This is a genomic window from Anabaena sphaerica FACHB-251 (assembly GCF_014696825.1).
GTDB lineage: Bacteria > Cyanobacteriota > Cyanobacteriia > Cyanobacteriales > Nostocaceae > RDYJ01.
Genome location: NZ_JACJQU010000001.1, coordinates 275,384 through 296,369 on the forward strand (window position 1 = coordinate 275,384; position 20,986 = coordinate 296,369).

Here is a 20,986-nt window from a genome sequence, read left to right on the forward strand (position 1 = left end):
TATGCAGCGTGAATAAGCAGATCCCCGACCTCTTGAAGAAATCGGGGATCTAAATCAATTAAGATGCTTGAATTTCCTTTTGTAAATCCTGAACTTGCTCAATAGATAACTCTGTCACTTCGGCAATTTGTTGTAAACTCATGCCCATTCGCAGTAAATTTATAGCCACGTTTCTAGCATTTTCGGCTTTACCTTCGGCTTTACCTTCGGCTTTACCTTCTTCCAGAATTTCTTGATAAATGACTGATTCGCGCATAATCTCACTCCTGAAAATCTTCTTGATCACTTCTTTCTCTAAGACTAACCCTGCTAAAATGCTACTAGCAGCAGCTATATTTCTTTGTAACTTTTGTTCGGTGATTGCTTCAACTGCTTTGGCCACTTGGCTTAATACTATTTTAGGCTCTTTTGTCTGACTTAGCACTGCAAAGGGCAATAAACCCGGTAAAGTCATAAATTGCTCGGTTGGTTGTTCCCACAGTCGAATTACTTCAAATTCATGGTAGGTTTTACTTAATTTGAAACTGTTTTTGTAGACTAATTCTGAATCGGTTTTTCTCAGATATACTACTACTTGACGCATTTCTTTTTCAGGAAACCGCCGATAACCTCTGATCCGATAATCTGTCATTCTAAAAGGTATTTCTTTATCTGGATCGGTTTGAAATTCGCTGTGGAGAACTAATTCATTAGATTGTAATAAAATTAATGAATCGGCTCTAATTGGTTCGTTTGATAGTTCTGTGGGACTAAGTTTTGTTAGTTTTATGGGTGAACCTAGTAACCATGTTACTAGATCGTCTTTGTAGTTTTCGGCGATAAATTTGCAAATGTTGTCATACATGATAAATCACAAGTTTATTAATTTTAGACTTTACACGATCTTGGTTAATAAATTTCATCACATCATATAATTTGAGGCAATTTATGTCTAGTTGTGGCGATCGCTCTATTAATGTTAAGTTTTAATCACTAAATTATAATGTTTCACTTAACAAGAATTTACGACAATTTGATCTGATTGACTATGACGGAATTAATGTTTTATTATACAATCAATTGATGTAGTTAAAAATCAATCTAAATATCAATATATGACAAATGAGAATTTTGCCAACCCACCTAAATTTGAGCGTGTAGAAGATGAAAGACTACACCGTAAACAACGTTTAGCGGCTGCATTTCGCCTATTTGCTCGCTATGGTTTTGATGAAGGAATAGCGGGACATATTACAGTCCGTGATCCTGAATTTGATGATTGTTTTTGGGTTAATCCTCTAGGGATGTATTTTGGTCATATTCGAGTATCTGATCTTTTGTTAGTCAATGATAAAGGTGAAGTTGTTCAAGGAAATAGACCTGTAAATGGTGCAGCTTTTGCTATTCATTCTCGAATTCATCAAGCTAGACCTGATGTAAATGCGGCCGCTCATGCTCATTCACTTTATGGTAAAAGTTGGTCAAGTTTAGGACGTTTACTTGATCCGATAACTCAAGATGCTTGCGCTTTTTATGAAGATCATGCTTTATTTGATGACTATACTGGGGTGGTGTATGAGACTAAGGAAGGCGATCGCATTGCGGCTACTCTTGGGGATAAAAAGGCGATTATTTTAAGAAATCATGGTTTATTAACTGTTGGTCATACAGTAGATGAGACTATATGGTGGTTTATTGCTATGGATCGTTGTTGTCAAGCTCAATTGATGGCTGAAGCAGCAGGAAAACCAATTCTTATAGATCCAAAAACGGCTCGTTTTACTTATGGTCAGGTTGGTTCTCATGCACTGGGTTGGTTTTCTTTTCAATCTTTGTATGAGATGATTTTGCGACAAGAACCAGATTTATTGGATTAATATTTAAGAGGATTTAAGGATTTTCAGATTTCTGATATTGCTATTTATTTCAGATCCCCGACTTCTATGATAAATTTATCATTTATTAACCAGCTTCAAAAAGAAGTCGGGGATCTTTTTACTATACCCCTTGACAAAATCAAACAAAATTAAATAACCACCAACGCACCACCTAAAAAACGCCAAAAAAAATCGACCGCCTGGGGGTGGGGGTGTTTTTTGTTTTTTCGGTTGATGTTCATATTTCACCCGTTCTTCAATTTTAGCCACATCTTCCGCTTTTAAACCTAACGAGTTACGATATTCTTCTAATTGTGCTTCTGTTTTTTGATCAAAGGGAAATTGTTCTTGCACAACTTTGATCAATAAGTCTTCATATTCTCGCAGTCGGGTTTCATAGTCTCGCACCTGTGCAATAGCAATGGGTGTGAACAAAAACGAGAATTGCTAATACTTCTTTTAATAATTGAATAACGTTATCTTCACTCCACCGCTTACCGTGAAAAATTTCTGTACTCAGGTCATTACCGGAAATATATTCTTGACTAATATAAAAGTTATCATCTTGGGGAAAATATGCCAATAATGTAGAAATTCGGGGATGTTTACCCAGCTTTTCCAAAACTATTGCTTCCTTTTCAAAGAGTTTGAGAACACTCTGATTATTTTTGTGAATAGTATGGAGTTGTTTAACCACACATAATGGTTGACTGGGTAGATAATGGTCTTTAGCAAGGTAGGTAACAGCAAAACTCCCCTTGCCTAATTCGCGTATAATTTTCGTAACGTCCTGCTAATAGTGTCACGGTGTGGCTATAAATGCTTAAGAATAGATGAATAACATTATACATGATGGAAGAGTGATATGTCTCTTCAATACTCTGTGAGAGAACACATTTCTCAAGAAAAAATAAAATTAAACCGATTCTATTTTCTAAGAACTACCATTAAAACAAACAATTAAAAATAGGTGTGTGCCATCATGACAACTAAAAAGGAATTTAACAGCTTTGAAGAAATGCTATCAGGTTCTGATGTTCCAGTATTAGTAGATTTTTACGCTGACTGGTGTGGTCCCTGTCAGATGATGGTTCCAATTTTAGAACAAGTCAATCTGCAATTGAAAGACCGTTTACGAATCGTCAAAATTGACACCGAAAAATACACTCAATTAGCAACTCAGTATCAAATTGCTGCCTTACCAACCTTGGTACTATTTAAGAAAGGTCAGCCAGTAGATAGAATTGAAGGAGTACTGCAAGCACCACAGCTAGTCCAACATCTGCAAACCCTGATTTAATTTGGTAATTGGTAATTGGTAATGGGTAATAGGGAAGAAGAAAAAATTACATCTTCTCTATTTACTCTTCCCTGTCACCTGTCACCTGTCACCTATTCTTATGAACGTCGTGCATTTAAACAACACCATTCTTTTCTTTTCCACAGAGTGGCCACAATCCAGCCATTTTGCTCCAAGACATCTGCAACAGCTTTAGATTGTTCTAATAGAATACCGCTAAATATACCCCAGGTACTTGGTTTAGTAAGAACGCCCATTTCTGGAATTAACTCAATAATTACGTCAGCCAAAATATTACATACAATACCATCCACAGGTTGAGCAATCAACTTTGTCAAAAATTCTACACTTCCCTGGGCTGGGATCAAGCGTTCTGAACTAATATCATTGAGAGCGCGATTGCTGAAAGTTGATTTTACAGCCAAGGGATCAGTATCGACCGCATAAACTTTCTCTGCACCCAGTAGTAAAGCACCAATGGAAAGGATACCAGAACCGCAGCCTATATCCGCAATTACCACAGAGTGTTTTTTGTCATCTGTGGCGATGAAAGATTCAGGAAGTTGACTCAGGCGCATTTCCAGCGATTCCAGACACAGTTGGGTTGTAGCATGATTACCCGTACCAAATGCCACACCTGGATCAAGGCGAATCACTAACCGTTCTAATGATTGGGGTAGTGGTAGCCATGCGGGGTTAATCAAGAAGCGATCGCCAATTTCTTGAGGTTGCCAATACTGTTTCCAGCTACTAGCCCAATCTTCCTCATCAATCAAATTCCAGTGTAGCAGCGGAGATGGCAAACCGATACACAAAGCATCTTGACGCAACCATAATGAAAGTGCCGATAAATCCAGTAGTTGTGCTTGAAAGCTGGGCAAATAAGCCTTTAATAGTGAGGAATTTCCTTTGCTTTCACTAGCTGTACCACGACAGCCAAAACCTTCCAGTCGCCAAAAGATAGAATCTTCTAAGTCTGGATCACATAAAATTTTCAGTTCCCACCAAGTATTTGCCATAAAATTTTAAATTACTAGAACAGGGAACAGGGAACAGGGAACAGGGCAAGGAGCTTTCTAGCAGGGAGCAAGAAAGAGGAAACGGAGCTTTCTAGCAGGGAGCAAGGGGAAAACTTTTCTCCTCTGCCCCCCTGCTTCTTCTGCCCCCTGCACCCCTCCCCCCTGCTTCTTCTGTCACCTGTCACCTGTCACCTGTTTTAAAGTGTTACTGTATACGCATCCCGAATACCGGACACTTGTTTAATTTCATCCAAGATCCCATCTGGTAAAGGATCATCAATGCTTAGAGCCATGACCGCATCACCACGGACGATTTTCCGGCCTACCTGCATACTTGCAATATTGACATTAAAACTGCCAAGTAAAGAACCGAGTTTACCGATAATTCCCGGCATATCACGGTGCAGAGTGAACAGCATATATTTGCTAGGTGGGACATTAATGGGGAAACCATCAACATCAGTTAAGTGGATTTCCTTATCACCCAACAAAGCACCTGTCACAGAATGAGTACCTAAAGTACCCGTGGCTTCCAGATGCAGAGAACCAGCATAATCTCGCGCTGAAGCATCCCGTGTTTCAATTACCCGAATACCTCTTTCTTTAGCTTCTATGCTGGCATTGACATAATTTACCCGTTCCCGCAAAGCTTGATATAGTAGTCCTTTTAAGGCTGCTACTACTAAAGGCTGACTCTTATTAGTTGCCAGTTCACCTTGTAGTTTGACAGTCAGTGTTTCCACCCTTCCACCCGCTAGTTGTCCAACCAAGTTACCCAAGGTTTCAGCCAACTGCATATAAGGTTTGAGTTCTTCCAAGATATCGGGTCCGAGTCCAGGAATGTTGACCGCAGAACGGGCAGGTAGTCCTAAAATAACATCACGGATTTGTTCAGCTACGTCTATGGCTACGTTCACTTGGGCTTCGGTGGTAGATGCACCTAAGTGGGGAGTGAGGATGATATCTTTACCGAGCGATCGCAAATCAGATTCTCCCAACGGTTCTGACTCGAACACATCCAACGCTGCACCACCAATTTTACCCTCTTTAATCGCCGCTGCCAAAGCTGACTCATCAATGATGCCACCACGGGCGCAATTGATAATTCTCGCTGTTGGTTTCATCCTCGCCAAAGTTTTAGCGTTGATTAAATTTGTTGTTTCCGGGGTTTTCGGGATGTGTAAAGTAATATAGTCTGCTTGTTGGAACAGTAAATCTAATTCCACCAACTGACAGCCCATTTGTTCGGCGCGTTCTGTGGAAATAAAGGGATCATAAGCTAATAATTTCATGCCCATAGCCTTAGCTACAGTCGCAACATGAGAGCCAATTTTCCCCAAGCCCACAACGCCCAGGGTTTTTTTGTATACTTCTGCACCGACAAAAGTTTTCCGATCCCACTCTCCCCTTTTTACGGAAGCATTGGCATCAGGGATATGACGGGATAAAGATAACATCATTGCTAGTGCGTGTTCCGCCGCTGCGATCGTGTTTCCTTCAGGAGAATTAACGACTACAATACCTCTGCGGGTAGCAGCAGGAACATCTACATTATCCACACCCACACCAGCACGTCCAATAATTTTTAATTGTGTGCCAGCTTCAATAATTTCTTGAGTGACGCGAGTTCCAGAACGAATCATCAGCGCGTCATACTCACCAATAATTTCTATCAATTCTGCTGGTTTTAGACCTGTTTTGACATCAACCGTGGCAACTTGGGAAAGAATGTCAATACCAGCTTGGTCAATCGGATCGGAGACAAGAACCTTGGACATGATTACTTCATTTATAATTCTAGGTTTTCCGCAAACATTCAGCTATTTAGCGGTCAGCAGTCAGGTTTTTAACAGTTACACCCAAAATCATATATTTGATAATCTACTGTTTGATAAAACATTCTGACTCCTGACTCCTGACTCCTGAATTCTTACGAATTTGCTGTACAAGACTTTTAAGTTTAGTGCTTATCTGCAACAATTCAGCAAAAATTATGTGTTTGTGTCAGACTGCCCATCACGTACTTCTAAAGCGTAATTCTGCACAGCTTTGGTAATTTCTTCCCGCAAATTTGTATAAACTTTAGCAAAGGGGGGCTGTTTTTCTGAAAGTCCCAACACATCAGAAGTAACTAAAATCTGTCCGTCACATTGTGAACCTGCACCAATACCAATAGTGGGAATACGCAATTTTTGGGTAATTTCTAATGCTAAATTTGCGGGTATATGTTCTAATACTATTGAGAATACACCGGCTTGTTCTAGAGCGATCGCTTCATTTAAAATTCTTTCACCCGCTGCTGGACTTTTTCCCTGTTGTCGCAAACCCATTTTATGTATTGATTGCGGTGTCAATCCTACATGACCCATCACCGGAATACCCGCTTGCACCAACCTGGCCACAGTTTCAATCATTGCCGGATGCCCTCCCTCTAATTTTACCGCTTGTGCGCCAGTTTCTTTCAGCACTCTTCCGGCTGAGTGCATCGCTTGGGATATACTTTCTTGATAAGTTAAAAATGGTAAATCAACAACAACTAGAGCGCGTTTCACACCACGACGCACAGCTTTAGCATGATGAATCATTTCATCGAGAGTAATTGGCAGTGTTGTTTCATACCCAAGCACAACTGCCAGAGAATCTCCTACCAGGATTAAGTCCACACCAGCTGCATCTAACAGTTGAGCGATCGCATAATCCCAAGCAGTCAAAGCGACAATTGCCCGTCCCTGCTGTTTCCATTGTATTAATTGCTGGGTAGTAATTGCCATAAACTATTTTAGATTTTAGATTTTAGATTTTGGATGAGGACTCAGGAGTCGTAGGGGCGTTCGCGGAGCGTGCTGGAAGCATCAGCATTCGGAAAATAAACTTGGGAAAAAAACCGATAATTGATCGCCCGAATGCTTCGCCCGTACAGGAGTCAGGAGGGAGAATTATCTATCACCTCTTCCCAGTCCCCAGTCCCTACTTCACAGCCCGGCCAAAACCAAAATGAGGCTGTGCTTTATCCATTGTAGGCATTAACCAAGCTAGTCCCTCGCTGGTTCCCACCCACAACTTATTACCAAGATCAGGTGCAATAGTCAGCACCCGACTAGAAGGAAGTCCAGCGACTCTATCTAACAAAGCTCCTGTATCTGGATTTAATCTTAGCAACCCATTGGTAGTACCTACCCAAACACTACCATCTTGAGCAAAACGCACTGAAGTTACATTTCTTCCCCGCAGTGGAGTGACAGACCGCAGCACAATACCATTTTTCGGGTTAACTACCAATAATTGATTCGGCATTCCTGCCCAAATTAACCCTTCGGGACTGATAGCCAAAGCTTGCACAGTCGCCCCTGGTAAATTATTTATCCTCTTCATAATCAAAGCACTGGCGGTATTAACCCTTATCAGCCCGTCCAAAGTCCCAGCCCAAAGCTGACCTTCAGCGTCTAAAGTCATCGCATTGACGCTAACACCGGGCATATTTTTGACAGTTGTCATAATTAAGCCTTGGTCAGGACTAATCAAAGCTAAACCGCTATCAGTACCCGTCCATAAATAACCACGTTTATCAATCAGCAGCGATAATACCCGTTTGGAAGGTAGTAATAAATTCTGGGCTGTAATTTCATTAGTACGGGGGTCTACTCGTGTCAAGCCTTCATAATTTCCCACCCACAAACGACCGACTTTATCTTGTGCTAAAGCACCAATAGTCACATTTGGTAAACTGACGCGAGCAATAACATTACCCGTATTTGGGTCAATCCGCGATAAACCCCGCCAAGAACCTACCCACAGATTACCAGCAAAATCTCCTAGTAAGTTACTAATCCGGTAATCAGTTTCTGCTTCTCTCTCCAGCACATCTCGGTCATCGGGTAAGGGATCTACTCGTTTTGGCGGTGGTGCAACTGGGTAAGTAGTTGTGGAATTAGCGGGATTGACATCAGATTTTTGTTGCGCTCTTACTCGCATTGCTGTGCTGGACAGACCTATCAGCCCCAGTAAGATAGAAATCATTAATAAACGAGTACGTTTATGAAAAAATACCACGGTTGTATATCCTTATCACGAGTAATTTTTACATCCACTGCGATTTTTAGGCAGGATAGTGGGAGTATAGAAAAAATCCCTATGTGAACTGTATTCCTATATAACTAATAATCACCATTTGTAAAGTAGTCTTAACAAAATGTTTGCAAATTTCATTAATAAGAAATTTAAATATAAAAGTTAAAAACTTTCAAAGGATAACTTATTCAATTATTGATATATTGTGAGACAAGTTACAAATTCCGTCCTGTGCAGTTTTTTATCTTTGGCTCACTCTGGAGCTAAACAGCAGTTAGTGAAGTTTCCTCTATATCTTTTTACCCAATCAGGGCAAGATATCAGGAGAAAAAAACCGGGAGCATAAGCTAGACAGTTTAAAACCCTAATTTCTCCTAGTTTTAAGGCATCAATTCCATAATGCCTGTAAAGCGCCGAAGTTTCTCTGAAATTAAGCAGGTTTAGTAAGGTAAGCAAAAAAGATAGAAAAGACTTTGTGTTCGTGGAACGGGGGAAAACCCAAAGCGCCTGGATGTGCGCCTCTACTATATAGAGATAAAAAGGTGCGGTGAATTGCTACCGCTACCAGATGTTTGACGCACAAACAAAGCTACCCTGAACCTACAGCCGACCCTAAATTATAAGTTTTTCTTATATATATAATGAGAAAATGAGAAAAATAAAGGGTGATAAAAAGTTGCACATAACGTGATTTGATAGTAAAAAGATTGACTTCTTGGAAGGAAAATATGTCTTACGCGCAAACGAAGACTCAGGCTAAATCTGGGTATCAAGCTGGGGTTAAAGATTACAGACTAACTTATTACACTCCTGATTACACACCTAAAGATACAGATATTCTTGCAGCATTCCGGATGACTCCTCAACCTGGAGTTCCACCCGAAGAAGCTGGTGCTGCGGTAGCGGCTGAGTCTTCTACAGGTACTTGGACAACTGTATGGACAGACTTGCTCACCGACCTAGATCGCTACAAAGGTCGTTGCTACGACATCGAGCCAGTTGCTGGTGAAGATAACCAATACATTGCTTATGTTGCTTATCCTCTCGACTTGTTTGAGGAAGGTTCCGTAACCAATATGTTGACCTCTATTGTAGGTAACGTATTTGGTTTCAAAGCATTACGCGCACTGCGTTTGGAAGACTTGCGGATTCCCGTTGCTTACCTGAAGACCTTCCAAGGTCCTCCTCACGGTATTCAAGTTGAACGCGACAAGTTGAACAAGTATGGTCGTCCTTTGTTGGGTTGTACCATTAAGCCCAAATTGGGTCTTTCTGCTAAGAACTACGGACGCGCTGTATACGAATGTTTGCGCGGTGGTTTGGACTTTACAAAAGATGATGAAAACATCAACTCTGCACCATTCCAAAGATGGCGCGATCGCTTCTTGTTCGTAGCAGAAGCAATCCACAAAGCACAAGCAGAAACCGGCGAGATCAAGGGTCACTACTTGAACGTAACCGCTCCTACCTGTGAGCAAATGCTGGAACGGGCTGAGTACGCTAAAGAACTCAAAATGCCCATCATCATGCACGACTACCTGACCGCAGGTTTCACAGCTAACACAACCTTGGCTCATTGGTGTCGTAAGAACGGTATTTTGCTGCACATTCACCGTGCGATGCACGCCGTTATCGACCGTCAAAAGAACCACGGTATTCACTTCCGTGTATTGGCTAAAACCTTGCGGATGTCTGGTGGCGACCACATTCACACCGGTACAGTTGTTGGTAAATTGGAAGGCGAACGCGGTATCACAATGGGCTTCGTTGACCTCCTACGTGAAAACTACGTTGAGCAAGACAAGTCTCGCGGTATCTACTTCACCCAAGATTGGGCTTCTATGCCTGGTGTAATGGCAGTTGCTTCCGGTGGTATCCACGTATGGCATATGCCCGCACTGTTAGAAATCTTTGGTGATGACTCCGTACTACAGTTTGGTGGTGGTACACTTGGTCACCCCTGGGGTAACGCTCCTGGTGCAACCGCTAACCGCGTAGCTCTAGAAGCTTGTGTTCAAGCTCGTAACGAAGGACGTAGCTTGGCTCGTGAAGGTAACGACATTATCCGCGAAGCGGCTAAGTGGTCTCCTGAATTGGCCGTTGCTTGCGAACTGTGGAAAGAAATCAAGTTCGAGTTTGAAGCAATGGATACCGTCTGATCATTTAGGATTTGGGATTTTGGACTTTGGATGAATATAAAATCCAAAATCTAAAATCCAAAATCTATAGGGCTGGGTCAAGCATGAATCTAAAGCAAATTGCGAAAGACACAGCCAAAACTCTCCAAAGCTACCTAACTTATCAGGCGCTGCGGACTGTATTGGCACAGCTAGGCGAAACAAATCCTCCTTTAGCATATTGGTTGCAAAACTTTTCTGCTGGAAAAATCCAGGACGGAGAAGCATATATTGAGGAACTGTTTCTGGTAAAGTCAGATTTGGCTTTGCGGATTATGACTGTCAGGGAACACATTGCGGCGGAAGTGACAGATTTCTTACCAGAAATGGTGCGTACTGGCATTCAGCAAGCCAACATGGAACAGCGTCGCCAGCATCTCGAACGCATCACGCAACTAAATTTATCAAATCCCAGCCCAATAACTGAACAGCAGACAGTTTCAGATCCTGATTTGGATAATTTATCTGGTTAGGATAGGCGCAAGCCCCAAAAACCAAGTAGTAAAAAATAGCCACTTAAAACAGCCATGCAAACTTTACCGAAAGAGCGTCGTTACGAAACCCTTTCTTATTTGCCCCCCCTATCTGACGCGCAAATAGCCAAGCAAGTTCAGTACATTCTGACTCAAGGCTACATTCCAGCAGTTGAGTTCAATGAAACTTCTGAACCAACCGAATTATTCTGGACAATGTGGAAGCTGCCTTTGTTTGGTGCTAAAACCACTCAAGAAGTATTAGGTGAAGTTCAAGCTTGCCGTTCTCAGTACGGTAATTGCTATGTTCGTGTTGTAGGTTTTGACAACATCAAACAGTGCCAAGTTCTCAGCTTTATCGTTCACAAACCCAGCAGATACTAAATTCTGATTTGGTTTAAATAATTTGTTTTTTTGGAGGGGTAGAGTTTTCTATCTCTCTTTTTTAGTTTTTGATGGAGAATAGAATTGTTAGTGGAGTAGCACACACAAAACGGTGGTATTATACAACAAATTACTCTTGATGAAGCTTACTATAATCGCGCAGTTGCTAATTATTTTTTGGGAAATTTTCATGAAGCATTGAAAGACTGTAATGAATCTTTGCAAATTAATTGCCACAATACCAAAACTTTAATAGCAAGGGGTATAGTTTACTCTGCTTTAGGAGCAATAGAAGATGCTATTAATAATTACAATAGAGCCTTAAAAATTAATCCAAATAGTTATCATGCTTACTTTAATCGGGCAGTAGCTTATTCCATGATAGGAGATGAAAATAAGGCTATATCTGATTATAGCAGAGCATTGCAGATTAATATTTATAAGGCTGATGCTTATTATAATAGAGGAAATTCTCGCTATGCTTTAGGAGATAAACATGGGGGAATAGCCGATTATGATATAGCACTGGAAATTAATCCTAATCAAGCTGATGCTTACTATAATAGGGGCGAAATTCGTTATGAATTAGGAGATAAATTTAATGCAATTGAGGATTTTAAAAAAGCAGCAGAGATATATAAGCACAAGTGCCAAGAAATAGATTATCAAGATGCTATTGAAAAAATAAAATCATTTTATGAGTCTGAACGAAGAGAGGAAGATAGAGAAAATAAGAATGCAATTAACTTTCATCAAAATTACGTTAGTTATTCATTTGATGTTTTGGTTCAACATCAAGATATGTGGAAACAATTACTTAAAGATTTAAAAAGCGATATAAAATGTAGTTGGCAAATAGTAAGTAGAAAAAATAAGAAATTTATTAGAATTAAGTTCTATGGAACTGATGAAAAATATTTAATATTGAGTCAAAAGTTAGCAGAATATAAAGAATTTCATCTTAAAGATATCAAAAGTGATTTTGATACTCATATAAATAATGAAGCAACACAAACAGAAAGTTTGATAGATAATACTGCTCAAGAATTTGATAAGATTAATGATAATAACTACCCTGTTCAATTCGAGAGAGATAACTGTGATAGTTGGCTGGATTGTGGTTATATGAATGACATCATCAACCCTTATGAAGTATACTAGATATACTTTAGATATAGAGTAGTGTTTATTTGATTTGGTCTCAGGTGATTATTATGCAACAAATTACTGTTAATGAAGCATCTCAACACTTATCTGATTTAATTGAAGCCGCACTTGGTGGTGATGAAATTATCATCATGAAAGATAATCAGCCTGTGGTGAAATTAATTCCTGTATTACCTGTGAAAATTCGTCCTAAATTTGGTAGTGCAAAAGGAATGATCAAAATGTCTGATGATTTTGATGACCCTTTAGAAGAGTTGAAGGAGTATATGGAATGAAGCAATTAATTGATACTCATACTCTGCTGTGGTTTACTATGGGTAATCCCAAAATCAGCGATAATTTGAGATTACAAATTGAGAATAACGACAATCTTCTGAGTATTGCCAGTGTTTGGGAAATGGCAATTAAACACAGTATAGGTAAACTAAATTTGGAGATGAGTTTTGATGATTTTGTCGAACAGCAAATAATTGGTAACGGTATGATATTAAAGAAAATCAACCAACAGCATATTTCAGTTATTGCTCAACTCCCTTTACATCATCGTGATCCTTTTGACAGAATGTTAATTGCACAGGCTATGGTGGAAAATATACCTATAATCAGTGCTGATACAATTTTTGATGCCTATCCCATACAGCGTTTATGGTAGATATCAGAAGTTTTATTGAAAAGCTGTGAAAAATGCTATTGGTTTTGTCGTTAGTTAATTAAATCAAAAAAGTTTTATGTCTTTAAAATCTCCACTCCAAGAAATCAGAATTTGTTTTGTTGGTGAATCATTTGTTAATGGTACAGGTGATCCTGAATGTCTGGGCTGGACAGGGAGAATATGTGTTAATGCTAATAAAAAAGGTTATGACATTACTTACTATAATTTAGGAGTGCGGCGAGAAACAAGTACAGAATTAAGAAATCGTTGGTTTAGAGAAGTTTCTTATCGCTTATCCCAAAAGTATGATGGCAGAGTTGTATTTTCTTTTGGGGTGAATGACACAACTATAGAAAATGGTAAAACTCGTGTTAATTTTGAAGAATCAATTACCAATATTCACAGTATTTTAAGTGAAGCCAAAAAACTATATCCTATTTTAGTAGTTAGTCCACCACCCATTGGCAATGAGGAGCAAGATCAAAGAATTGCTGATTTATCTCAGGAATTTACTTTGGTATGTCAGGAGTTAAATATACCGTATTTGGATGTTTTTTCTAAATTAATAAATTCAAATATTTGGTTAGAAGAAGCAAAAAATAATGATGGCACTCATCCTAGAACCGGAGGTTATACAGAATTTGCTCAAATTGTGGAAAATTGGGATGCTTGGTTAAATTGGTTTCCTACGTCTCAAATATCATAACCCATTATATAATCATCCATGACAAACCCACCCCCAAAATCTATTACCTTACTCTCAATAATCTCAAAACCAAATCGAGAATAAGCTTTAATTCCTTTTTCATTTCTTTTATTGACATTGAGAATGATTTTTTTCAAATTCATCTGTTTTGCTTTTTGACAAACATGAGATAACATTATTTGCCCATAACCAAAACCATGCAGTAAAGGTAATAAATAGCATTTATGTAATTTCAAACAATTAAAATTATCTTTTACTTCCACACCATAAGATAAATAACCAACCATTTGATCGCCTTTAACGACCTTATCGTAAAATATTCCTAAATTATAAATTTCATTTTCAATGACTTCCATTCCATACATCTTATTCAACATATATTCTATTTGTTCAATACTGATAATTTGGGAATAGTGAGCATACCAAATTTCTTGACTAACTTTTCTCAGTTCATCAAAATCAGTATCTAATAACTTTTCAATCTTAATTATCATACCTTGCCAATTTTTAATTGTGATTACCCTGATATCTACTATGGAAATTTTGGCAAAAGCATTGTGACCCCTGAATTCTTAGATTCAAATATCAGTTCCTATGCTCTGCGCGTAAATAATCTCAATATGGCTACCAAATTCCAACTTATCTAAGGATTCTGTGAAAAACACAAAACCCTTATAAGCTGTCACATATTTATATATTTTCGTAAAATAACCTTCACTGGTAACGATGACAAGCGGTTCTTCACTCTTGGAAAGAATCGCCAAAAAATCATCTAATTTTACACAAACACCTGTTCCCCGATGAGTGAAAATTTTTCCAGCAATAGCAGCAGGTTGAGCGGCCGCGTCACCACTGTAATAAGTCATTGGGCGCTATTTTTACGTATATTATTGACCTGCTGATTTTAAACTTTTGTTTCTACTACCTGCTGTGAGGTTTGTAACGTTTGCTGTAAACCCCAGTCAGGGCGCAATTTAGCTGCTTGACGCAAATAAATGTGGTGAACGGGAGCGGAAGTTGGCAAATAGGCGTGAATCAAAAAGCGGATGCAACGCTGTAAGCTTCCCTCGACGTGCATTTGTTGGACATCCAACATAGCCACACTATCCCATAAAGGACGACTGCGGGCGATCGCTGCTGGGAAAATAGCATCTAAGTCCCGTGTGACAGAAAAAGTAACACTCAAAATTTCTGTTGGTTGCAGCGTATTCCGTTCTTCTAGTTCATCAATTAATTCTGTCACCGCTTCTGTAATTGCTTCCACGCTATTTTCTGCAACGGTTGTTGCACCACGAATCGCCCGCATTTGCCATTCCACTCCCAAAGTCCTCCTTAATTAGTCATTAGTCATTGGTCACTAGTCATTAGTCATCAGTACAAAAACTGCTAACTAGTGACTATTGACAATTAATCTACGGTCTATATAACCACAGGGGTAAACCACTTGTAGACATTTCAAATTCCAGCCAATCAATTCCAGACCTAATACCTGATTTGGCCTGACGACTTCCTGGTAGAATCCGACTCAATAATGGTTTACGTTCTTCTAGCGTATAGCAAGGAGTTTTTTCTGGATCAAGTCCAACTAATTCCGCAGTCCAGCGACGTGCATCTTCTTCTGTTCCCAGACGGTCTACAACTCCCAATTCTACGGCTTGTTCTCCGGTGAAAATCCGCCCATCAGCGAAGGTTTTTACCTTTTCTACCTCCAAAGAACGACCCTCAGCTACCGTTTGTACAAACTGCTGATAGCTGACATCTATCAACTCTTGCAGGATGTTTTCTTCTGGTTCTGTCAGTTCCCTATCAAAAGACAAAATATCTTTGTAGGGACCAGACTTAATCACTTTAAAGGAAACACCAACTTTTTCTAGCAGGCGTTCCAAGTTATTTCCCCGCAAAATCACGCCTATACTACCTGTGATTGTGCCTGGGTTAGCCATAATGTGTTCGGCTCCCATGCCAATATAAACGCCTCCAGAAGCCGATATATTGCCAAAACTAGCGACGATTTTGGTTTTTTTACGCAACCGCTTGAGGGCGCTGTAGATTTCTTGGGAATCTCCCACTGTACCGCCAGGGCTATCGATGCGTAGCAATAAAGCTGGAAATTTCTTCTCTTCTACAGTTTTTAGGGCTTCTAATACCCGTTTGCGGGTAGCACTGGCGATCGCACCAGTTATTTCAATCCGAGCAATTTGTTTACGAAACTTGGGTCTCAACGGCCAAACCATGAGTAATCTAATCAGTTATTAATAAATTTAATATAGATTGTCCAGAGGTTAGACGACCTTCTCGACTCTGTTAAGAAAAATAAGCAAGCAAATAAGCTGCTATTCACAATCTTAAGGAAATTTTTAGATTTGGTGTATGGTTCTATTTGCTATATTTCTTCATGAAGGAGTATGTATTTAGATATCTATCTTTCAGCCAGGCTTAGTTGTAAATCTGTGGTGATGGCAAAAAACCACAATCTCAAAAACACAATTTAAGTTTGTATTGGTCAAGTAATCAAACAGATAATTGCAATTGACAGCACAAAGCACAGCCTTTAGTTACTTGTGACTAATGACCAAAATAGGTTTAATTTGATTAACTCTAATTCACAGCAATATTTAGCTATACCATCTATCAGTTGAGTTTGGGATAGCAGAAATCTTATTTTTGAGACGATTAATTTAGCTGTAACTTGTCATTCATTGACGCGAAGACGCTATGAATATCAATATTGATGACCTAGTTAGGAATCAAGGCGAAGAATTTGATACCGATAATAAGCATAGATATCAAATAGCCCACCCACAAAAGCACAAGTCAGACTGATGACAAATAACCCATTTATGGGACTACCAGTACCAAACGTGGCGAGAAAATGCAGAATCTGAGAGGGGATGTCCTCAGTTAGCCCTTGTAAACCAGGAACAAAGCTAGAAAGGCAAAAACAGACCAGCATAACGCCGACTAAGAACATAGGAGCAATAAAACTGAAAACGGTAGTGAGTACCAGGGAGCGGAGAAAGTTGGTAAAAATGCTCATTATCGGGCAATCTCCAAGAGTAAGGTGAGCGATCGCTAAAAAGCAGCACGTCAATTTCTACAATACGTGCGATCGCTCCCGAAAGGTCAATTTGTCAAAAATCTTAAGTTTCCATTAAAAGAACAGGCTAATATAACCATCAAATAATGCGGCTATTTTTAAGGCTTCCAATCCGCAAAACCCTTGTTAGATGAGGATTTATTTTCTGTCCAATAAATTTAAACGAGTTATGTCAAGACTAATATTATGCTTAACTTTCTGAGAGAGTCTTTAACCTAAGTTAACGTTTGGACAGAGAGCGATCAGCTAATAGTGTTTCACTTTAAGATTGAGATGAGGAGATAGATATCGGCTTCTTTGAGAAGCCGGGGATCTGGGTAGAGACTATTTTCTGATAAGAAAAGTGATAACAGATGACAAATAAGCAAGGACTTTCGCTATTCTGAAAGCAGTTACCGAGTTAACTGGAAAACATTGAGCAAGACTAGATCCAAATCCAGTTTAGGCGCTTGGAGCCAGCGATTACTGGCGGCGTTTTTTTTAGGTGGACAAGTAATAGTTCACCTGATGAGAGGCAAAATCCATCGCCGCAACACCATAGAACAACTAGCCGCAGTAGGCCCTGATTCCCTATTTATCGCCTTATTGACGGCCGTTTTCGTGGGTGCAGTATTTACAATTCAAGTAGCGCGGGAGTTTATCAACTTTGGCGCAGGAAATCTCGTTGGAGGTGTGTTAGCAGTAGCCTTAACTAGAGAACTCACACCTGTGCTAACAGCAGTCATTTTAGCCGGACGGGTTGGTTCTGCATTTGCGGCTGAAATAGGCACAATGCGAGTCACAGAACAAATTGATGCTCTGTTGATGTTAAAAACAGACCCCATTGATTATTTAGTTATTCCCCGCATCCTAGCTTGTTTATTCATGCTGCCCATCCTCACCCTGCTATCCTTAGTTACCGGGATGTTTGGAGGAATGATCATTGCTACCCACATTTACAACCTATCGGACACAGTATTTTTAGACTCAGCCCGTAACTTTCTGGACATCTGGGACATCGTTAGCGCCATGATTAAAGCAAGTTGCTTTGGCGTTTTAATCGCCATCATTGGTTGTAGTTGGGGTTTAACCACCACAGGAGGAGCCAAAGGTGTGGGACAATCTACCACAACTGCTGTTGTTACCGCCTTGCTAATTATCTTTATTAGCAACTTCTTTCTATCATGGTTGATGTTTCAAGGAACAGGTGGTGGATTATCTCCAGGACTGTGAAGAAGGCAGAGAGGCAGGGGAGCAGGGGAGCAGGGGAGCAGGGGAGCAGGGGAGATAACTTAATGACAACTGACAACTGAACAAGGAGTAAAAATTGTGACTACTTCATCTGTGCCTAACGTCTTATCTACAGTGGAACTCAAGCCAAGTTACAATATCCCTATTGTGTTGGTGCTTGCTTCCATTCCCCTACTGCTGATGAAATTGTGGATAGGAGGAGTGTTGACGCTGCTGGGATTATTTCTGATGTTGCAAGCTGTAACACTGCGGTTTCAATTTACCGCCACTGATTTTGATCTTTATCGGGGTGAAAAGTTAATTCGGCGTTTTCCCTACCAAGAATGGCAAAACTGGCGTATTTTCTGGAATAGAGTTCCCATCTTGTTTTACTTTAAAGAAATCCACAGCATTCACTTTTTACCGATTTTATTTGACCCCAACACCTTAAAATCTTGCTTAGAAGAGCGGTGTCCACGGATTTAGTGCTGAGTTATGATTGTTTTTGATTTATTGGCGTTATAGAATTACATTATTGTTTATGAACCCAGAGGAATCTCAAGCTTCAAAACCGATTGATGAATGGTGGGAAGAAACGCCAGAACAAAGTCCTATAGGTGAAATATCGGCAAACCTATCTAGTGATTCAGTCTTAGAGACAGAAACACCAACACCATCGGATGAACTACAAGCAGATGATATTGATTTTGAGTCACCCATCGCCAAGACAAAAGGACAAGAACCTCAAATAGAACCAACAGAGGAGTCTAACGGCGATTTAGTGGAATTAGTGACACAAAAACTAGACACTGGGGCGATGGAGTCAGAATCAGAACTTAATTCACTATATGCAGTAGCAGCACAACGAGTAGCCCAGTTACAGGAAACTGAAGCATCACTGAAAGCGGAAATATCCCAACTGCAAATTACTTACAAAACCCTTCAGGGACAAGTTAGCGAAACTCAAACAACACTCTCGAAGATGGTGCAAGAGTCCCTTGCACTTTTAGAACAACGTAAACAGGCATTGCAAATTTCTGTAGAACAACTGGAACGACGACAAGAACGCATTAGAAATGAAATGCGAACGACTTTTGCTGGTACATCTCAAGATTTGGCAATTCGGGTACAGGGTTTTAAAGACTATCTCACAGGTAGTTTACAGGATTTGGCAGCCGCAGCAGAGCAGTTGCAACTTGTGCCGGCTGTGAGGGAACGAGAAAGAGAAAAACCAGCGGTAAAGGAAGCCAAACCTGTTGAAGAACAGCCTCAAACTTTGCAACTGGCACAACAACAGTTTCAAGATACAACAAAACAAATTCGCCGTTTAATTGATCAATATCGCAACCAGCCAGATTATTATGGTCCTGCATGGCAGCTAAGGCGTACTTTTGAACCTGTTCACGCCGAAAGAGTCTCTAATTGGTTTTTTACCTTGGGGGGACGGGGTGCGTTGCGGACGATGGGTAGCAGGTTGCAGAATATTTTGATTGCTTCTTCAGCAATTTCGATTTTACATAAACTATATGGCGATCGCTTACGTACTCTGATTTTAGCTAATAGTCCAGAACGTTTGGGCGAATGGCGACGGGGTTTACAAGATTGTTTAGGTATCGGTCGTCCTGATTTTGGACCCGACAGAGGTGTGGTATTATTTGAAGCACCTACGGCTTTGGCACAAAAAGCTGACAGATTAGTTAAATCTAATCAAATGCCTTTAATTGTCATTGATGATTCTGAGGAGCAAATTAGTTTAGGCTTATTACAATTTCCTTTGTGGTTAGCTTTTGCACCAGATCCAAAAATGATGCGTGATAGAGATTTTGATGATGATTTTTAATTAGTCATTAGTCATTAGTCATTGGTTCTTGGTTATTCTCCACACTTGCTTTCTGACTCCAGACTCCTAACTCCTAACTCCTAACTCTTGAATTCTTACTTTTGAATTATGGCTATTTGGTTGACTTTGTGTGGGGTAGTGGTTTTATTAGCTTATCTATTGGGTTCTTTCCCCACTGGGTATATTGCGGCTAAGTTGTTAAAAGGAATTGATATTCGAGAAGTTGGTTCTGGTTCAACTGGTGCAACAAATGTCCTGAGAACTTTGGGTAAGGGACCAGGGGCATTTGTGTTATTTGCTGATTGTTTAAAGGGAGTTTTAGCAATAAATCTGGTTTACGTTTTATTCAATCTTGTTCCAAATTACAATTTCATACCACTGAATTTAGATGTGCAACTATGGCAACCTTGGTTAGTCACTTTGGTTGGTTTAGGGGCAATTTTAGGACATAGTAAATCAATCTTTTTGGGTTTTACTGGTGGTAAGTCTGTAGCTACCAGTTTGGGTATTTTATTGGCCATGTGTTGGCAGGTTGGTTTGGCTACTTTTGGTGTTTTTGCTGTGGTTTTCGCTATATCGAGAATTGTTTCTTTAAGTTCAATTTCTGGTGCTGTTGCTGTTTCTATTTTGATGGTGGTTTTCCAGCAACCTTTAATATATATTCTGTTTACTCTTGCTGGTGGGTCATATGTAATTATTCGTCATCGCAGTAATATTGAAAGGTTGCTTGCGGGTACGGAACCAAAAATTGGGCAGAAGGTGGAGACTGAATCTGAACAAACGGCGTAGAAGCCTGGGAATTAATTCCCAGTCTAATAGCGAAAGTCGGCTGAAGCCGACTAGGATATTTTTATTTTGATGAGAAGATAGTGATTACTCCTGTCGCGGTGTTAGAACAGAGCAGAACTTTTAATAGCAGTTGCTTTATCAGGAAATCCACCACTTGAAATTGCGGAAGAACTAAAAGATTTATTTGTACAAATTAACATTCATAAATATTTTGCCCGTCGAGGAGTTGTATTTGATGCAGCCAAACTT

Annotated in this window: 25 protein-coding genes; 13 read left to right on the forward strand and 12 right to left on the reverse strand. The window is 39.8% G+C overall.

Annotated elements, in window-relative coordinates; all coding sequences use genetic code 11:
• Nucleotides 1-58: 58 nt before the first annotated feature.
• On the reverse strand, nt 59-844 hold the full coding sequence (locus H6G06_RS01105) for an Rpn family recombination-promoting nuclease/putative transposase (RefSeq protein ID WP_190556228.1): 786 nt from the start codon (nt 842-844) through the stop codon (nt 59-61).
• A gap of 214 nt (nt 845-1,058) precedes the next feature.
• Here H6G06_RS01105 and H6G06_RS01110 point away from each other — a divergent pair, with 214 nt between their 5' ends.
• Nucleotides 1,059-1,856, forward strand: coding sequence for a class II aldolase/adducin family protein (locus tag H6G06_RS01110; protein ID WP_338422902.1), 798 nt, complete (start codon nt 1,059-1,061; stop codon nt 1,854-1,856).
• A 78-nt stretch (nt 1,857-1,934) separates the two neighbouring features.
• On the opposite strand, the gene H6G06_RS01115 is transcribed toward H6G06_RS01110, so the two are convergent.
• Nucleotides 1,935-2,291: a hypothetical protein gene (locus H6G06_RS01115; RefSeq protein ID WP_190556232.1), complete on the reverse strand. Its 357-nt coding sequence runs from the start codon at nt 2,289-2,291 to the stop codon at nt 1,935-1,937.
• On the reverse strand, nt 2,251-2,634 hold the full coding sequence (locus tag H6G06_RS01120; protein ID WP_190557208.1) for a protein kinase domain-containing protein: 384 nt from the start codon (nt 2,632-2,634) through the stop codon (nt 2,251-2,253). The genes H6G06_RS01115 and H6G06_RS01120 overlap by 41 nt, the downstream gene beginning before the upstream one ends.
• A 204-nt stretch (nt 2,635-2,838) precedes the next feature.
• Between H6G06_RS01120 and trxA the strand changes: the two genes are divergently transcribed.
• Nucleotides 2,839-3,156, forward strand: coding sequence for a thioredoxin (trxA, locus tag H6G06_RS01125; protein WP_190556234.1), 318 nt, complete (start codon nt 2,839-2,841; stop codon nt 3,154-3,156).
• Nucleotides 3,157-3,254: 98 nt separating this feature from the next.
• On the opposite strand, the gene prmA is transcribed toward trxA, so the two are convergent.
• The 4 genes from prmA to H6G06_RS01145 all read right to left on the reverse strand — a co-directional run bounded on the left by prmA (nt 3,255) and on the right by H6G06_RS01145 (nt 8,225).
• Nucleotides 3,255-4,175: a 50S ribosomal protein L11 methyltransferase gene (gene prmA, locus H6G06_RS01130; RefSeq protein ID WP_190556236.1), complete on the reverse strand. Its 921-nt coding sequence runs from the start codon at nt 4,173-4,175 to the stop codon at nt 3,255-3,257.
• Nucleotides 4,176-4,372: 197 nt separating this feature from the next.
• Nucleotides 4,373-5,953 (reverse strand): phosphoglycerate dehydrogenase, encoded by a 1,581-nt coding sequence (gene serA / locus H6G06_RS01135; protein WP_190556238.1) that lies wholly within the window; start codon nt 5,951-5,953, stop codon nt 4,373-4,375.
• A 213-nt stretch (nt 5,954-6,166) separates the two neighbouring features.
• Nucleotides 6,167-6,946 (reverse strand): 3-methyl-2-oxobutanoate hydroxymethyltransferase, encoded by a 780-nt coding sequence (gene panB / locus H6G06_RS01140; RefSeq protein WP_190556240.1) that lies wholly within the window; start codon nt 6,944-6,946, stop codon nt 6,167-6,169.
• Between the two features lie 196 nt (nt 6,947-7,142).
• Complete coding sequence (locus tag H6G06_RS01145) at nt 7,143-8,225, reverse strand: ligand-binding sensor domain-containing protein (RefSeq protein WP_190556242.1); 1,083 nt, start codon at nt 8,223-8,225, stop codon at nt 7,143-7,145.
• Between the two features lie 746 nt (nt 8,226-8,971).
• Here H6G06_RS01145 and H6G06_RS01150 point away from each other — a divergent pair.
• From H6G06_RS01150 to H6G06_RS01180, 7 genes are all read left to right on the forward strand, one after another.
• Entirely contained in the window at nt 8,972-10,402 is a 1,431-nt protein-coding gene (locus tag H6G06_RS01150) for a form I ribulose bisphosphate carboxylase large subunit (protein WP_190556244.1), read from the forward strand.
• Nucleotides 10,403-10,485: 83 nt separating this feature from the next.
• Nucleotides 10,486-10,893 (forward strand): RuBisCO chaperone RbcX, encoded by a 408-nt coding sequence (gene rcbX, locus H6G06_RS01155; RefSeq protein ID WP_190556246.1) that lies wholly within the window; start codon nt 10,486-10,488, stop codon nt 10,891-10,893.
• Between the two features lie 54 nt (nt 10,894-10,947).
• Complete coding sequence (locus H6G06_RS01160; RefSeq protein WP_190556247.1) at nt 10,948-11,277, forward strand: ribulose bisphosphate carboxylase small subunit; 330 nt, start codon at nt 10,948-10,950, stop codon at nt 11,275-11,277.
• Between the two features lie 129 nt (nt 11,278-11,406).
• On the forward strand, nt 11,407-12,438 hold the full coding sequence (locus H6G06_RS01165; RefSeq protein WP_338422903.1) for a tetratricopeptide repeat protein: 1,032 nt from the start codon (nt 11,407-11,409) through the stop codon (nt 12,436-12,438).
• Between the two features lie 53 nt (nt 12,439-12,491).
• Nucleotides 12,492-12,719, forward strand: coding sequence for a type II toxin-antitoxin system Phd/YefM family antitoxin (locus H6G06_RS01170; RefSeq protein WP_190556251.1), 228 nt, complete (start codon nt 12,492-12,494; stop codon nt 12,717-12,719).
• Nucleotides 12,716-13,096 carry a type II toxin-antitoxin system VapC family toxin gene (locus H6G06_RS01175; RefSeq protein ID WP_190556253.1) on the forward strand — a complete coding sequence of 127 codons (381 nt, stop codon included), beginning with the start codon at nt 12,716-12,718 and terminating at the stop codon, nt 13,094-13,096. The genes H6G06_RS01170 and H6G06_RS01175 overlap by 4 nt, the downstream gene beginning before the upstream one ends.
• A 76-nt stretch (nt 13,097-13,172) precedes the next feature.
• Entirely contained in the window at nt 13,173-13,802 is a 630-nt protein-coding gene (locus H6G06_RS01180; protein WP_190556255.1) for a GDSL-type esterase/lipase family protein, read from the forward strand.
• On the opposite strand, the gene H6G06_RS01185 is transcribed toward H6G06_RS01180, so the two are convergent.
• From H6G06_RS01185 to H6G06_RS01205, 5 genes are all read right to left on the reverse strand, one after another.
• The gene (locus tag H6G06_RS01185; RefSeq protein ID WP_190556257.1) at nt 13,790-14,296 is read right to left on the reverse strand and encodes a GNAT family N-acetyltransferase; all 507 of its coding nucleotides are present in this window, start codon (nt 14,294-14,296) and stop codon (nt 13,790-13,792) included. The genes H6G06_RS01180 and H6G06_RS01185 overlap by 13 nt on opposite strands.
• A gap of 84 nt (nt 14,297-14,380) precedes the next feature.
• Entirely contained in the window at nt 14,381-14,668 is a 288-nt protein-coding gene (locus tag H6G06_RS01190; RefSeq protein WP_190556259.1) for a hypothetical protein, read from the reverse strand.
• 38 nt (nt 14,669-14,706) lie between these two features.
• Nucleotides 14,707-15,108: a chorismate mutase gene (gene aroH, locus H6G06_RS01195; protein WP_190557210.1), complete on the reverse strand. Its 402-nt coding sequence runs from the start codon at nt 15,106-15,108 to the stop codon at nt 14,707-14,709.
• A gap of 106 nt (nt 15,109-15,214) precedes the next feature.
• Nucleotides 15,215-16,036 (reverse strand): signal peptide peptidase SppA, encoded by an 822-nt coding sequence (gene sppA, locus H6G06_RS01200; protein WP_190556261.1) that lies wholly within the window; start codon nt 16,034-16,036, stop codon nt 15,215-15,217.
• A gap of 506 nt (nt 16,037-16,542) precedes the next feature.
• Nucleotides 16,543-16,839, reverse strand: a complete 297-nt coding sequence (locus tag H6G06_RS01205; protein ID WP_190556262.1) for a hypothetical protein — start codon at nt 16,837-16,839, stop codon at nt 16,543-16,545.
• 474 nt (nt 16,840-17,313) lie between these two features.
• Between H6G06_RS01205 and H6G06_RS01210 the strand changes: the two genes are divergently transcribed.
• From H6G06_RS01210 to plsY, 4 genes are all read left to right on the forward strand, one after another.
• The gene (locus H6G06_RS01210) at nt 17,314-18,111 is read left to right on the forward strand and encodes an MlaE family lipid ABC transporter permease subunit (RefSeq protein ID WP_190556264.1); all 798 of its coding nucleotides are present in this window, start codon (nt 17,314-17,316) and stop codon (nt 18,109-18,111) included.
• Nucleotides 18,112-18,207: 96 nt separating this feature from the next.
• Nucleotides 18,208-18,594 (forward strand): DUF3119 family protein, encoded by a 387-nt coding sequence (locus tag H6G06_RS01215; RefSeq protein WP_190556266.1) that lies wholly within the window; start codon nt 18,208-18,210, stop codon nt 18,592-18,594.
• Nucleotides 18,595-18,649: 55 nt separating this feature from the next.
• Complete coding sequence (locus tag H6G06_RS01220; protein WP_190556268.1) at nt 18,650-19,948, forward strand: DUF3086 domain-containing protein; 1,299 nt, start codon at nt 18,650-18,652, stop codon at nt 19,946-19,948.
• A 108-nt stretch (nt 19,949-20,056) separates the two neighbouring features.
• Complete coding sequence (gene plsY, locus H6G06_RS01225; RefSeq protein ID WP_190556270.1) at nt 20,057-20,737, forward strand: glycerol-3-phosphate 1-O-acyltransferase PlsY; 681 nt, start codon at nt 20,057-20,059, stop codon at nt 20,735-20,737.
• Nucleotides 20,738-20,986: the final 249 nt, after the last annotated feature.

Bases quoted from the DNA above. Each gene is read 5' to 3' on its own strand.
- sppA (WP_190556261.1), bottom strand. From the start codon at position 16,036: ATGGTTTGGCCGTTGAGACCCAAGTTTCGTAAACAAATTGCTCGGATT.
- H6G06_RS01190 (WP_190556259.1), bottom strand. From the start codon at position 14,668: ATGACTTATTACAGTGGTGACGCGGCCGCTCAACCTGCTGCTATTGCT.
- H6G06_RS01220 (WP_190556268.1), top strand. From the start codon at position 18,650: ATGAACCCAGAGGAATCTCAAGCTTCAAAACCGATTGATGAATGGTGG.
- H6G06_RS01185 (WP_190556257.1), bottom strand. From the start codon at position 14,296: ATGATAATTAAGATTGAAAAGTTATTAGATACTGATTTTGATGAACTG.
- H6G06_RS01105 (WP_190556228.1), bottom strand. From the start codon at position 844: ATGTATGACAACATTTGCAAATTTATCGCCGAAAACTACAAAGACGAT.
- H6G06_RS01170 (WP_190556251.1), top strand. From the start codon at position 12,492: ATGCAACAAATTACTGTTAATGAAGCATCTCAACACTTATCTGATTTA.
- H6G06_RS01180 (WP_190556255.1), top strand. From the start codon at position 13,173: ATGTCTTTAAAATCTCCACTCCAAGAAATCAGAATTTGTTTTGTTGGT.
- panB (WP_190556240.1), bottom strand. From the start codon at position 6,946: ATGGCAATTACTACCCAGCAATTAATACAATGGAAACAGCAGGGACGG.
- H6G06_RS01150 (WP_190556244.1), top strand. From the start codon at position 8,972: ATGTCTTACGCGCAAACGAAGACTCAGGCTAAATCTGGGTATCAAGCT.
- trxA (WP_190556234.1), top strand. From the start codon at position 2,839: ATGACAACTAAAAAGGAATTTAACAGCTTTGAAGAAATGCTATCAGGT.
- plsY (WP_190556270.1), top strand. From the start codon at position 20,057: ATGGCTATTTGGTTGACTTTGTGTGGGGTAGTGGTTTTATTAGCTTAT.
- H6G06_RS01175 (WP_190556253.1), top strand. From the start codon at position 12,716: ATGAAGCAATTAATTGATACTCATACTCTGCTGTGGTTTACTATGGGT.
- rcbX (WP_190556246.1), top strand. From the start codon at position 10,486: ATGAATCTAAAGCAAATTGCGAAAGACACAGCCAAAACTCTCCAAAGC.
- serA (WP_190556238.1), bottom strand. From the start codon at position 5,953: ATGTCCAAGGTTCTTGTCTCCGATCCGATTGACCAAGCTGGTATTGAC.
- H6G06_RS01160 (WP_190556247.1), top strand. From the start codon at position 10,948: ATGCAAACTTTACCGAAAGAGCGTCGTTACGAAACCCTTTCTTATTTG.
- H6G06_RS01205 (WP_190556262.1), bottom strand. From the start codon at position 16,839: ATGAGCATTTTTACCAACTTTCTCCGCTCCCTGGTACTCACTACCGTT.
- aroH (WP_190557210.1), bottom strand. From the start codon at position 15,108: ATGCGGGCGATTCGTGGTGCAACAACCGTTGCAGAAAATAGCGTGGAA.
- prmA (WP_190556236.1), bottom strand. From the start codon at position 4,175: ATGGCAAATACTTGGTGGGAACTGAAAATTTTATGTGATCCAGACTTA.